This window comes from Solimonas variicoloris DSM 15731 (assembly GCF_000382285.1).
In the GTDB taxonomy this organism is placed as follows: Bacteria; Pseudomonadota; Gammaproteobacteria; order Nevskiales; family Nevskiaceae; genus Solimonas; species Solimonas variicoloris.
Genome location: NZ_KB907931.1, coordinates 1 through 13,337 on the forward strand (window position 1 = coordinate 1; position 13,337 = coordinate 13,337).

A 13,337-nucleotide genomic window follows, 5' to 3' on the forward strand; every position below is an offset into this window, starting at 1 on the left:
CGCGAGGGCTGCGATCAGGTGAGGCGGCAAGCGTTTTCCGCCGCGCCGATTTTCCGGCCGTCAGCGTGCAGGGGCCCCGGCGAAGCCGGGGATGCCAGCGTCGCGAGGGCTGCGATCAGGTCGTGAAGTTCGGGTCGCGAATGCGTATCGACTGATGCGTTCAGTGTCCCGATGTCGGCATGCGCGGGCGCCTTCGGGAATACCGGGGTCGTGAAGCAGGGTCAGGCGGCGGCGTGCTCCGGCGCCGCGCCGGCGAATTGCGACTGGTAGAGCTGCCAGTAGCGGCCCTGCTGCGCCATCAGTTCGATGTGGCTGCCGCGCTCCAGAACATTGCCGTTTTCCATGTAGACGATGGTGTCGGCGTCGCGGATCGTCGACAGGCGGTGGGCGATGACGAAGCTGGTGCGGCCGGCACGCAGCTTCGCCATCGCGCGTTGCACAAGCAGCTCGGTGCGGGTGTCGACCGAGCTGGTCGCTTCGTCGAGGATCAGCACGGCGGGACGGGCGATGAAGGCGCGCGTGATCGTCAGCAGCTGCTTCTGTCCGGTGCTCAGGCCACCGCCGTTCTCGTCGATCGGCGTGTCGTAGCCGCGCGGCAGCGTGCGCACGAAGTCGTCGACATGGCAGGCGCGGGCGGCGGCGACGATCTCGTCTTCGGTGGCGCCGTCCTTGCCGTAGGCGATGTTGTCGCGGATCGTGCCGCTGAACAGCCAGGTGTCCTGCAGCACCATCCCGAAATGCCGGCGCAGCGCCTCGCGCGCGAAGCGGCGCGTGTCGACGCCGTCGAGGCGGATCGCGCCGCCGCCGATTTCGTAGAAGCGCATCAGCAGATTGACGAGCGTGGTCTTGCCGGCGCCGGTGGGCCCGACGATGGCGACCGTCTGGCCCGGCAGCGCTTCGAGGCTGACGTCCTCGAACAGCGGCCGCGTCGGGTCGTAGCGGAACGTCACGTGTTCGAAGACGACGTGGCCGCGCGGGGCCGCGACGTCGGCCGGCGCCTCGGGGTCCGGCGCCAGTTCCGGCGCATCGAGCAGCTCGAACACGCGCTCGGCGGACGCCGAGGCGGATTGCAGCACCGACGCCGCGCCGGCGATCTGTCCGATCGGCTGGTTGATCTGGCGGATGTACTGCACGAAGGACTGCAGCGCGCCGATCGTCATCGCCCCCGCCAGCACGCGCAGCGCGCCGCCGGCGACGACGCCGATGAAGCCGAGCTGCCCGACGAACATCATCGCCGGCTGGATCGCGCCGGACACGAACTGCGCGTCGAACGCGCTGTCGCGCAGCCCCACGTTGTCGGCCTCGAAGCGTTCGCGGGCGCGGCGCTGGTGGCCGAACACCTTCATCAGCGTCTGGCCGGTGTAGTTTTCCTCGACATTGCCGTTGAGGACGCCGGTCCAGCGCCACTGGTCGACGAAGTGCGGTCGCGAGCGCTGCGCCAGCACGCGTGAAACCAGCAGCGAGGCGAGCAGGCCGAGCAGCGCGATGGCGGCGAGCAGCGGCGACAGCCACAGCATCATCGCCAGCACGGCGAGCAGCTGCAGGATCGACATCAGCAGCTGGCTCAGCAGCTGCTGCAGGCTCTGGCTGACGTTGTCGATGTCGTTGCTGATGCGGCTCAGCACCTCGCCGTGCGGCTGGCGATCGAACCAGACCAGCGGCAGGCGACCGAGCTTTTCCTCCGCCTGCCGGCGCAGGGTACGGCTCAGGTCCTGCACCAGTGCCGCGCTCAGCCAGGCCTGCGCCGCGTGCAGCAGCACGGCCAGACCCTGCAGCGCCGCGGCGACGACGAGCCCCCGCACGAGCCCGGTGAAATCGACCGGCCGGGTCGCGCGCACGGCGGCGACGACGAGATCGGTGGCGCGGCCGAGCTGCCAGGGCACGAGGCTGCCGAGCAGGACGCTGCCGACGGTGCAGGCCAGTACCACCGCCGCGGTCGGCCATTGCGCGCCGACGCGTCGCGCCAGGCGCCGCAGCGTGCCGCCGGGATCGCGGGCGCGGACGATGGTGCCGAGTCCCGGCGGCCCCATGCGCGGCCCATGCATCGGCATCGGCGTGCCGGCGGCGTGCGCCGGTGCGCTCGACAGGTCGCGCTCGCTCACGGGACGTCCTCGCCGGCGTGCTGCGAGGCGACGATCTCGCGGTAGACCGGGCTTTGTGCCATCAGGGTGTCGTGCGGGCCGGCGGCGACGATCGTGCCGCGTTCGAGCACGAGGATGGTGTCGGCGCCGCGCACCGAGCTGACGCGCTGGCCGACGATCAGCGTGGCGGCGTCGCGGGCGCGCACTGCGAGCGCGGCGCGCAGGCGGGCGTCGGTCGCGTAGTCGAGCGCCGAGAAGCTGTCGTCGAGCAGGTAGACGGCCGGGCGCCGCACGAGTGCGCGGGCGATCGCCAGACGCTGGCGCTGTCCGCCGGAGAAATTGCCGCCGCCCTGCGCCACTGGCGCGTCGAGCTGTCCGGGCAACGCCGCGACGAAGTCGCGGGCCTGGGCGATCTCGAGCGCTTCCCACAGTTCGGCCTCGCTGGCGTCGGCCTTGCCGTAGCGCAGGGTGTCGGCGACCGAGCCGGAGAACAGATAGCTCTCCTGCGGCACGAGGCCGAGTTGCGACCACAGCGTTTCGAGGGCGAGTGCGCGGACGTCGACGCCGTTGACGAAGATGCAGCCGGCGCTGACGTCGAACAGCCGGGCGACGAGATGGACGATCGTGCTCTTGCCGGAGCCGGTGGCGCCGATGATCGCCACGGTCTGTCCGGGCGCGAGGCGGAAACTGATGCCGTGCAGGATCGGCCGCTCGGCGCCCGGGTAGGCGAAGGACACCTCGCGGAACTCGATCTCGACGCCGCCCCGTGGCCGTGCCGGCAGCGGCACCGGCGCGCCGGGTTCGGCGACCGACGGCTGCGTCTGCAGCACCTCGCGAATGCGTCGCGCGCTGACCAGCGCGCGCGGCGCCATGACGAACAGCATCGAGGCGATCATCACCGAGATCAGGATCTGCATGATGTAGGCGAGGAAGGCGACCAGCGCGCCGACGCCGAGCGTCCCGGCGGCGATGCGGTGCGCGGCGACCCAGACCATCGCGATCGCCGACAGCTGCATGATCAGGTGGGCGAGCGGCATGTTGAGCGACATGATCCGGCCGACCTTCAGGGCGGTCGCGGTCATCGCCTCGTTGGCGGCGCCGAAACGGCGACGTTCGTCGGCGTCGCGCACGAAGGCGCGGATCACGCGCAGGCCGTTGATCTGCTCGCGCAGGATCTGGTTGAGGCGGTCGATCTGCTCCTGCATGCGCGAGAACTGCGGCAGCGCCAGGCCGACCAGGATGCCGACCAGCACGGCCAGCAGCGGCACGCTGACGGCGAGCAGCGCCGACAAGCCGGCGTCCTGGCGGATCGCCATCGCCACGCCGCCGAGCCCCATGATCGGCGCCGCGACGATCATCGTCAGCACCATCACCAGGAAGGTCTGCACCTGCAGGACATCATTGGTGCTGCGCGTGATCAGCGACGGCGCGCCGAAGCGGCGCATCTCGTGCAGCGAGAAATCCTGCACGCGCGCGAACACCGCGGCGCGCAGGTCGCGGCCGATACCCATCGCGACGCGCGCGCCGAGCCAGGCGACGGCGATCGAGAACAGCAATTGGCCGAGCGCGGCGACGAGCATGGCGGCGCCGGTGCGCGCGATCGCGCCCGGATCGTTGCGCAGGATGCCGGCATCGACGATCTCGGCGCTGAGTGCCGGCAGCAGGAGCGCCGACAGCGACTGCGCACCCTGGCACAGCAGCAGCAGGGCGATCGCGCCGCGGTACGGCCGCCAGATGCGCCGCCAGATCGTCCAGCGGCCCGGCGCGGCGGCGGCTGCGCGCGATCCGTCATCGGCTGCGATCGTCGCGGCCGGGATCGCGCTCATGGCCCGCTCCCGCCGGCGTGTGCGGGCGAGCCCGCTACGGTCGGGGCTGCATCGGCGCAGGGAGGAGCGGCGATCGCCGGCGGCAACGAAGGCGCGACGGCGCCCCTGCAGCGGGCCACGGACATGAGAAGGGTCTCCGATGTGCGCTGCCATTCTCGCCAGCGGCGACGGCGCGCGGCAACGGGGCGCAGGTCGCGCGGCCGGGCCATGCCGGCCGCCGCTCTAGCGCATCTCGAACAGTTCCTGATGGAAGTTCGCGGCCGGCAAGCCGCGTGCCTCCAAGGCGCGGCGCAGGCTGCGGCCGAAGCCGGACGGGCCGCAGAACCAGAGGTTCGCGTCCTTCCAGTCGGGGATCAGCGTGGCCAGGCGCTCGGCATCGAGTACGCCGTCCTTCGGCGTTTCGAGCAGATGCAGGCGGGCGCCGCCGGCGTCGGCGAGGCGGTGCAGACGCTCGAGCAGCGCGGCGTTGGCGGCGCGTGTCGAATAGACGAGGTCGACCGTGGCCTTGCCGCCGCCGGCGGCGAGCGCTTCGAGGCCGGCGATGAACGGCGTGATGCCGATGCCGCCGGCGACCCAGATCTGGCGGCCCTGCAGGGCGTGGAAGTCGAAGCGGCCGTACGGTCCCTCGACGTTGACGGTCTGGCCGACGAACAGCTGCCCGGGCAGGGCGCGCGTGTAGTCACCGAGCGCCTTGATGCCGAAGGTCAGCCGGCCGTCCGCCTGCCAGGCCGAGGCGATCGTGAACGGATGCGCGCCTTCGGCGCCGCCGAAGTCGATGAACGCGAACTGGCCAGCGCGGTGGCCGGGCCAGGCGGTACTGAGGCGCAGCACGACTTCGAGCACGCCGTTGTCGGCGTGGTGCGTCAGGGACTCGATCGTGCCGACCGCGCGGTGCGCCTTGCCGATGCGGCGGAACAGCGACAGCAGCGCGGCGATGCTCCCGGCCGCCATCAGCACGCCGAGCAGCGGCCCGATCGGCTGCGACCAGTAGGTCGGCCCCATCAGGATCGCCGAATGGAAGACCAGCACCAGATACAGCGCCGCAAGCAAGCGGTGCGCCTGGAAGAAGCGGCGGTACGGAAAGCGCTTCCACAGCGCGATCGCGACCAGCGCCAGCAGCAGATACAGCGACCACTCGCCGACGCCGGCAGCGGCCTCGTGCAGATCGCGGAACGGATCGAAGCCGGTGGCGACCTCGGCGGCGCGCGGCGTGCGCACCTGCGCCTCGATCCAGCCGCGCCGCACCATCGAACGCGGCGTGATCTCGATCAGCCAGTGGCAGACGCCGAACAGCGTGGCGGTGATCGCCAGCCATTTGTGCAGGCGGTAGAACTTGTCGAGACCGCCGAGCGCGCGCTCGATCTGCACCGGGCGCGCGGCGAGCACGACGGCGACCGACATCAGGCCGATCGCCATCAGGCCGCTGTAGTACAGCAAGCCCCTGCGAACCGCCCAGAAGCCTTGGCTCCAGGTGTCCGACGGCACGCCGGCCCACCAGACGAGCGTGAGGCCCAGCACGATCGCGCCATAGACCAGCTTCAGTCGCCGAGTATCCATGCGCACATCTTAAGGGCTGGCGCGCGCCGCGCCGTTGATGGCCGTCAAGCCGGCGCCGCGCGCTCGCCGCGGGCTGGCTCCGGCAACACGCCGCTGCTGTCCGGCCGGCGATTGTGCGCTGCAGCGTGATTTCCGTCGGGACGGCGAAGCGCGTAGCATAGCGGCCGGCTTCCCATGGCTGCGGCGTGTCGAAAGCGCCATCCGCCGCCGTGGTTTCGTGACGGCAAGCCATCAACAGAATTCTGCCTGCCCCCGCCCTGACGGAAGCACTCGCTGGCCAGATCCGGCGAGATCTCTTTCCGCGACGCGGGCCGCCGCATGTCCAGGAGACCTCCCCAATATGAGCAGTTCGCAGCCGACCATCATCTACACGTGGACCGATGAGGCGCCCCTGCTGGCCACCGCGTCCTTTCTGCCGATCATCCGCACGTTCACCAAGCCGGCCGGCATCAACGTCGAAACCAGCGACATCTCGGTCGCCGCGCGCATCCTCGCCGAGTTTTCCGATTACCTGAGCGAAGAGCAGCGCGTGCCGGACAATCTCGCCGTGCTCGGCAAGCTGACGCAGCAGCCGGACGCCAACATCATCAAGCTGCCGAACATCAGCGCCTCGGTGAACCAGCTGATCCGCGCCGTCAAGGAACTGCAGGCCAAGGGTTACAAGATTCCGGACTACCCGGAGAATCCGGAAGGCGAGCAGGAGCAGGAGATCAACCGGCGCTACTCCAAGATCCTCGGCAGCGCCGTGAACCCGGTGCTGCGCGAAGGCAACTCCGACCGCCGCGCGCCGGCCGCCGTCAAGAACTACGCGCGCAAGCATCCGCACTCGATGGCGGAATGGAAGCAGTGGTCGAAGTCGCACGTCTCGCACATGGAGCACGGCGACTTCTATCACGGCGAGAAGTCGATGACGCTCGACCGCGCCCGCGACGTCAAGATGGAGCTGATCACCAAGCGCGGCAAGACCGTGGTGCTCAAGCCGAAGGTTGCGCTGCTGGCCGGCGAAGTCATCGACTCGATGTTCATGAGCAAGAAGGCCCTGCTCGAGTTCTACGAGCAGCAGCTCAAGGACTGCCGCGAGGCCGGCATCCTGTTCTCGCTGCACGTCAAGGCGACGATGATGAAGGTCTCGCACCCGATCGTCTTCGGCCACTGCGTCAAGATCTACTACAAGGACGCGTTCGAGAAGCACGGCAAGCTGTTCGACGAGCTCGGCATCAACGTCAACAACGGCATGGCCGACCTCTACGAGAAGATCAAGACGCTGCCCGAGTCGCAGTACGAAGAGATCGTCCGCGACCTGCATGCCTGCCACGAGCACCGCCCGGCGCTGGCGATGGTCGACTCGGCCAAGGGCATCACCAATTTCCATTCGCCGAACGACGTCATTGTCGACGCCTCGATGCCGGCAATGATCCGCAACGGCGGCAAGATGTGGGGCGCCGACGGCCAGCTCAAGGACGTCAAGGCGGTGATGCCGGAGAGCACCTTCGCCCGCATCTACCAGGAGATGATCAACTTCTGCAAATGGCACGGCGCCTTCGACCCGAAGACCATGGGCACGGTGCCGAACGTCGGCCTGATGGCGCAGAAGGCCGAAGAGTACGGCTCTCACGACAAGACCTTCGAGATTCCGGAGGCCGGCGTCGCCAACATCACCGACCTGGCGACCGGCGAAGTGCTGATGACGCAGAACGTCGAGGCCGGCGACATCTGGCGCATGTGCCAGGTCAAGGACGCGCCGATCCGCGACTGGGTCAAGCTCGCCGTCACGCGCGCGCGCGCCTCCGGCATGCCGGCGGTGTTCTGGCTCGATTCCTACCGTCCGCACGAGGCCGAGCTGATCAAGAAGGTCAAGACCTACCTCAAGGAACACGACACCAGCGGCCTCGACATCCACATCATGTCGCAGGTCCGCGCCATGCGTTACACGCTGGAGCGCGTGATCCGCGGCCTCGACACGATCTCGGTGACCGGCAACATCCTGCGCGACTACCTCACCGACCTGTTCCCGATCATGGAGCTGGGCACCAGCGCCAAGATGCTGTCGATCGTGCCGCTGATGGCCGGCGGCGGCATGTACGAGACCGGTGCCGGCGGCTCGGCGCCGAAGCACGTCAAGCAGCTGGTCGAGGAGAATCACCTGCGCTGGGATTCGCTCGGCGAATTCCTGGCGCTCGCCGTCAGCCTCGAAGACCTCGGCCTGAAGACCGGCAACGAGCAGGCGAAGATCCTGTCGCGCACGCTCGACGCGGCGACCGGCAAGCTGCTCGAGAACAACAAGAGCCCGTCGCCGAAGACCGGCCAGCTCGACAACCGCGGCAGCCAGTTCTACCTGGCGCTGTACTGGGCGCAGGAGCTGGCGGCGCAGACCGACGACCCGGTGCTGGCGAGCCATTTCACGACGCTGGCGAAGACGCTCGCCGACAACGAGAAGACCATCGTCGGCGAGTTCGCCGACGTGCAGGGCAAGGCGGCCGACATCGGCGGCTACTACCTGCCGGACGCCGCCAAGCTCGAAGCGGTGATGCGGCCGAGCAAGACCTTCAATACGGCGCTGGCGGCGGCGCAGGTCTGAGATCCGGACGCGGTACCCTCAAAACCGCCCCGGCGCGAGCCGGGGCGGTTTTTTCTTGGGAAAAGCTCTGCAAGCGTTCATGCATCGTCATGGCGTCTCCGGCTCGACACGGCCGTGGCGCGGCCTCGCGAGGACGGCGCCATTCGGATCTTCCCCGGGTATCGCCTCCCGGCAATGCCCGGCGGCCCTGCATGAACGAAAACGAGGCCGGCATCTGCGCGGCGCGCGGGATAGCGCCGTGCCATGCGCGTGTTGCCGCGGCGGCACGCACTTGCGCCGGCCGCCGCGTGGCGATTAAAAGAGGGAATCGGCGCAGCCGCCGGCTCGCGCCCGAGGTTTCCCTCAACGTGACCGTGCAGGAGACGTGATATGGCGAAGAAGGATGCGAAGGCGCTGCGCAAGGCACCGCTGGCGACCCCGACCGGGCTGGGCGAGAAGGCGACGCGCGATCTTGCCGGCGCGCTCAACGCGCTGCTGGCCGACACCTTTGCGCTGTACCTGAAGACGAAGAACTTCCACTGGCACGTCTCGGGGCCGAACTTCCGCGACTACCACCTGCTGCTCGACGAGGAAGCGACGCAGATCTTCGCGATGACCGATCCGATCGCCGAGCGTGTGCGCAAGCTCGGCGGCACCACGCTGCGCTCGATCGGCCATATCGCGCGGCTACAGCGCATTCCGGACAACGACGCCGACTACGTCACGCCGCGCGACATGCTGTCGGAACTGCGCGAGGACAACGCGGCGCTGCTCGCGAGCCTGCGCGCCGTTCATGACCTGTGCGACGAGTACCGCGATGTCGCCACCGCGAGTGTGGTCGAGAACTGGATCGAGGAAGCCGAGCAGCGCGTGTGGTTCCTGTTCGAGTCGACGCGCAGCGCCGAGTCCTGAAGCGCGAACGCCCGCCGGCCATCGCGGCCGGCGGGCGTTCGGCGGTCGCGCGCGCGGCGCTTACGGCGCGAGTTTGGCGAGCGCGGCGTTGATCTCCGCACGGCGGCCCGCGTCGGCATCCTCGCGACCCGGACGTGGCGGCGCGGCCAGCGCTTTTTCGTAGTAGCCGCGCGCCCCGGCGGCGTCGCCGCGCGTGGCGAGCAGTTCACCGTAGAAAAAGTTCGGATCGATGCCGGTCGGGTTGATCGTCAGCGCCTTCTTCAGATAGGCCTCGGCCTGCTTCTTGTCGCCGAACGCGAGCGGCCAGCCCGGCACGTTCGCGTAGAGGCTGCCGAGCGAGGTGTAGACCGAGCCGTTGAGCGCGCGCGGGTCGATCTGTTCGGCCTTCAGCAGATCCTCGCGCGCCTGCTTGACCTGCTTGAGCGCGCCGAGGCCGCCGCCGAACTTGGCGGCGCTCGACAGCACGATCGCGTGCCAGGTCAGCGCTTCGGCGCGGTCCGGGTAGGTCTGCACCATGGCGTCGGCCTCGCCGATCAGCTTGGCGAAGGCGGCGTCCTTCTGGCTCTTCGGCGCCTGATAGTAGGCCTGCGCCCAGCCGTGCTGGACCGCGAGCACCGCATCGTCGAGCGTCGCCGCGTAGCTCGCGGTGGCGCCGAACAGGAGCGCCAGCGCAAGGCCGGCGCGGCTCAGGAATTTGTTCATCGTCGTCTCCGGGGGGAATCAGGCCTGACGGGGCAGGCCGGCGGTGGCCGGTTCGAGCTCGCGCATGCGCTGCGTCTGTGCGCGCAGACCGCGGTCGACCAGCCACGGGAACCAGGCATTGAGCTTCACGAAAATGCGTTCGGCGAAACCGAAGTAGACCTCGCGGCGGTCGCGCTCGACGGCGTCGGCGATGCGCGCCGCGACGGCGGCCGGCTCGTCCTGGTGCATCGCCAGCGCCTGGGCGATGCGCGCCGGCGCGCCGTCGTTCAGCGCCGTGCGCGTGTAGCGCGGCGCGACGTAGGTGACGCCGATGCCGCTGCCGTCGAGCTCGCGGCGCAGGGCCTCGGCGAAGCCGCGCAGCGCGAACTTGGTCGCCGAATAGCTCGCGTACATCGGGAACGCCAGCGAGCCGAAGATCGAGCCGACGAACACCAGGCGGCCGCGGCCCTGCTTGCGCAGCGCCGGCAGCAGCGCGCGCGTCAGCAGGCTCGGCGCGATGACGTTGGTCTGCCACAGGCGCGTGATCGCCTCGGCCGGCACCGCGTCGAGGCGGCCGAAGCTCATGCCGCCGGCGCAGTGCACGACCAGATCGGGCACGCCGCCGGACAGCGCAGCGTGGGCCAGGCGCTCGGCGCCCTCGGCGGTCGACAGATCGGCCGGCAGCACGCTGACTTCGGCGCCGCGGCTGCGCAGCTCGGCGCTCAGCGTCGCCAGCTTGGCGGTGTCGCGGCCGCTGATCAGCAGGCGCGCGCCGCGCGCCGCGAGCTCGCGGGCCAGGGCGTTGCCGATGCCGCCGCTGGCGCCGGTCAGCAGGACCGTGCTCGATTGCAGTTTCATGCCGCTTTCCTCATCGGTTCGATCGAACGGAACACATCGCCGTACAGGCGGAAGAACATGCGCGCGGCGTGCAGCACCGCCTCGCGGTCCTCGTCGCGGCGCAGCTGTTCGATCAGCGCGCGGAAGAAGTCGACGTGGCCGACGTCGACGGCGCCGTGCGTGGTGAGATAGGTGAACGCCTTCTTCGGCAGGCCGAGCGCGCCCTGCAGGGTCGAGGCGGCGCCGGTGGCCAGCTCGGTGCTGGTGCTTTCGAGCACGAAGACCATGCCGAAGAAGCCGACCGGATTGCCGCGCATGATGGTGTCGTAGGCGTAGGCGACCATCAGCTCGGTGGCCGGATGCGGGCGCGCCTGGCGCACCGCCTCGGCGTCGCCGCCGGCCTCGCGGATGTCGTCGAGAATCCACTCTTGATGGCCGATCTCCTCCTCGATGTAGTGCGCGATCTTCTCGCGCAGCCATTCGTCCTCGGCACCGAGGCGCGCGCCGCAGGCCATCAGCAGCGGCACGGTGTGGCGCACGTGGTGATAGGCCTGGCTCAGGAAGGCGATGTAGTCGTCGCGGCCGACCTGGCCGGCGAACGCGGCGCGGATCAGCGGCGCGCCGTAGAGGTACTGGCGGTCTGCCGCGGTTTCGCGTTGCAGGCGCTCGAAGAAGCTCATGTCGAAGTCTCCAGGTAAAGAGTGTCGAGCCGCTCGCCGTAGCGCGCGGCGACGGCGGCGCGGCGCACGCGGCCGTTGCTGGTGAGCAGGCCGTTGTCGGGCGTGAACGCCTCGCCGGCGATCAGCCAGCGCTGCACGCGCGCGTAGTCCGGCAGCTCGCGGTTGGCGGCGGCGACCGCTGCGGCCACCGCGGTCTGGGCGTCGACGCCGGGCAGCGCGCGCGGCACGATCACGGCGACGTTCCACGGCCTGCCTTCGCCGAACACCGCGGCATTGGCGATCGCCAGGTGCTGCGTCAGCTCGCGCTCGACCCACTCGGGCGCGACGTTGCGGCCGAAGGCGGTGATGAAGATGCTTTTCTTGCGGCCGTCGAGATGCAGATAGCCGTCGTCGTCGAGATGGCCGAGATCGCCGGTCGCGATCCAGCCGTCGTTCTGCGCCGGCGCCGGCTGGCCGCAGTAGCCGAGGAAGCCGCTGCCGCGGACCAGGATCTCGCCGTCGTCGGCGAAGCGCAGCGACAGGTGCGGCAAGGGCTTGCCGACGCTGCCGGCCCGCGTCGCGTCCGGCGTGTTGAGCGCCACCACCGACGCCGATTCGGACAGGCCGTAGCCTTCGTGGACCGGCAGGCCGAGCCGCTGCGCGCGTTCGAGCAGGCGCTGCGAGACCGGTGCGCCGCCGACCGCGACGAAGCGCAGCTGCGGCGGCCGCGGCGCGCCCATCTCGCCGGCCGCGACCAGCGCCAGCAGCAGCTGCGGGACGAGGATCGCGCTGCTCGCGCGCGTCGCGTGCAGGGCGCCGAGCAGGCGCTGCACGTCGAGTTGCGCGGCGCCGCCCATGCCGACCTCGGCCTGGCGCGGCACGCAGATCGTCGCGCCGGCGAGCAGCGGCGCGTAGACGCCGCCGATGTTCTCGAGCAGCGTCGACAGCGGCAGCACGCACAGATGGCGGTCGTCGGCGCGCGCGTCGCTGGCACGCGCCAGCGACGCGGCGACCGCGAGCTGGCTCGCCGCGCTCAGGCACACGCCCTTGGGCTCGCCGGTCGTGCCCGAGGTGTAGGTGATCTTCTGCGTGCCGCGCGGCAGCTGCACGCTGCTCGCCTCCTGGCGCCGCGACAGGCGCCAGCCGCAGCCGCAGACGGCCTGTGGCTCGCGCTGCCAGCCGGGCAGCTCGGCGAGGCGGTCGTCGTCGGCGAGCAGCGTATCGGCGCCGCTGTCGCGCAGCACGTGGCGCAGCTGGGCGTCCGAGAAGAAGCGTGGTAGTGGCACGCAGCGGACGCCGGCGGACATCGCCGCCAGGTCGGTGATGATCCAGCCGATGCCGTTGTCGGCATACAGCGCCAGCGTATCGACGCAGAGGAACTCGAGCTGCGCGGCGAGCTTGTCGACCTCGGCGGCCAATTGGCCGTAGCGCAGCTGGCGGCTGCCGTCGTCGAGCGCGACGCGCTGCGGATTCTCGCGCGCGTGTCGCTGCAGGGCTTCGAACAGGGCGTTCACGTCGCGTCTCCGGTCACGGTCGGCGGCAGCGCCCGGCGCAGCAGCTCCGGGTGGGCAGTCAGGTGCGAGCGGCCGGCGACGATGTCGCCGCAGACCACGACCGGGCCGGCCTCGTAATAGCGGCCCCAGTCGGCGCGGGCCGCTTCCGGCAGGCGCTCGATCGGTGCCGGCGCCAGCGCGACCAGATCGATGCCGAGCCGCGAGAAGCCGTTGATGAGCTGGGCGTTGCCGGTGAAGCACAGCCAGCGGTAACCCATCGTCTGCAGCAGCATGCCGAGCTGCACGATCAGCACGCGCAGCGCGCCCGGATGGCGGCCGGCGAGATTGCCGACTTCGACGATCTGATGCCGCGCGATCTCGACCTCGCGGCGCTCGCCGATCGCCTGCTCGATCGGCTGGTCGAGATAGGTTTCGAGGAACAGCGGCCCGCTCGCCGCGTCGCGCAGGCCGAACGCGGCGAGCGGACGCTCGTCGTGTCCGAGCAGCGCGTACAGGCGCGGCAGGAAGCTGCGGATGCGGGCGCCGTAGGCGCTGGCGTAGCGCTCGGCGATGAAGGCTTCGAGCGTGCGCCGCGTATCGGCGGCCTCGGCCTCGATCAGGCGGTACGGGGCGGCGGACGCATCGGCGCGGCGCGCGGGCAGGGCTGGCATGTCGGCAGGGGGCTGTAAGGCGAGGCGAGCAGTCATCCGGGACTCCCTTGGCCCCTCGGTGAA

General features: G+C 70.2%; 11 protein-coding genes. 3 read left to right on the top strand and 8 right to left on the bottom strand.

Going from position 1 to position 13,337, the window contains the following annotated elements; all coding sequences use genetic code 11:
* Positions 1 to 221: 221 nt before the first annotated feature.
* From H149_RS0109860 to H149_RS0109870, 3 genes are all read right to left on the bottom strand, one after another.
* On the bottom strand, positions 222 to 2,102 hold the full coding sequence (locus H149_RS0109860; RefSeq protein ID WP_020649587.1) for an ABC transporter ATP-binding protein: 1,881 nt from the start codon (positions 2,100 to 2,102) through the stop codon (positions 222 to 224).
* Complete coding sequence (locus H149_RS0109865) at positions 2,099 to 3,907, bottom strand: ABC transporter ATP-binding protein (RefSeq protein ID WP_020649588.1); 1,809 nt, start codon at positions 3,905 to 3,907, stop codon at positions 2,099 to 2,101. The genes H149_RS0109860 and H149_RS0109865 overlap by 4 nt, the downstream gene beginning before the upstream one ends.
* 222 nt (positions 3,908 to 4,129) lie before the next feature.
* Positions 4,130 to 5,464, bottom strand: coding sequence for a ferredoxin reductase family protein (locus H149_RS0109870; protein WP_020649589.1), 1,335 nt, complete (start codon positions 5,462 to 5,464; stop codon positions 4,130 to 4,132).
* A gap of 340 nt (positions 5,465 to 5,804) precedes the next feature.
* Between H149_RS0109870 and H149_RS0109875 the strand changes: the two genes are divergently transcribed.
* The 3 genes from H149_RS0109875 (at position 5,805) to H149_RS0109880 (ending at position 8,933) form a co-directional block, all read left to right on the top strand.
* Positions 5,805 to 8,042 (top strand): NADP-dependent isocitrate dehydrogenase, encoded by a 2,238-nt coding sequence (locus tag H149_RS0109875; protein WP_020649590.1) that lies wholly within the window; start codon positions 5,805 to 5,807, stop codon positions 8,040 to 8,042.
* Between the two features lie 191 nt (positions 8,043 to 8,233).
* On the top strand, positions 8,234 to 8,410 hold the full coding sequence (locus H149_RS23170) for a hypothetical protein (RefSeq protein ID WP_154654731.1): 177 nt from the start codon (positions 8,234 to 8,236) through the stop codon (positions 8,408 to 8,410).
* 1 nt (position 8,411) lies between these two features.
* Positions 8,412 to 8,933, top strand: coding sequence for a Dps family protein (locus H149_RS0109880; protein WP_020649591.1), 522 nt, complete (start codon positions 8,412 to 8,414; stop codon positions 8,931 to 8,933).
* Between the two features lie 60 nt (positions 8,934 to 8,993).
* On the opposite strand, the gene H149_RS0109885 is transcribed toward H149_RS0109880, so the two are convergent.
* Genes H149_RS0109885 through H149_RS20510 form a run of 5 tightly spaced genes read right to left on the bottom strand, consistent with a single transcriptional unit; the run spans position 8,994 to position 13,274 of the window.
* A complete protein-coding gene (locus H149_RS0109885; protein WP_020649592.1) occupies positions 8,994 to 9,635 on the bottom strand; it encodes a tetratricopeptide repeat protein in 642 nt (213 codons plus the stop codon).
* 18 nt (positions 9,636 to 9,653) lie between these two features.
* Positions 9,654 to 10,472, bottom strand: coding sequence for an SDR family oxidoreductase (locus tag H149_RS0109890; protein WP_020649593.1), 819 nt, complete (start codon positions 10,470 to 10,472; stop codon positions 9,654 to 9,656).
* The gene (locus tag H149_RS0109895; protein WP_020649594.1) at positions 10,469 to 11,131 is read right to left on the bottom strand and encodes an iron-containing redox enzyme family protein; all 663 of its coding nucleotides are present in this window, start codon (positions 11,129 to 11,131) and stop codon (positions 10,469 to 10,471) included. The genes H149_RS0109890 and H149_RS0109895 overlap by 4 nt, the downstream gene beginning before the upstream one ends.
* Positions 11,128 to 12,624, bottom strand: coding sequence for an AMP-binding protein (locus tag H149_RS0109900; RefSeq protein WP_020649595.1), 1,497 nt, complete (start codon positions 12,622 to 12,624; stop codon positions 11,128 to 11,130). Before H149_RS0109900 ends, H149_RS0109895 begins: the two co-directional genes overlap by 4 nt.
* Entirely contained in the window at positions 12,621 to 13,274 is a 654-nt protein-coding gene (locus tag H149_RS20510) for a thermostable hemolysin (protein ID WP_020649596.1), read from the bottom strand. The genes H149_RS0109900 and H149_RS20510 overlap by 4 nt, the downstream gene beginning before the upstream one ends.
* Positions 13,275 to 13,337: the final 63 nt, after the last annotated feature.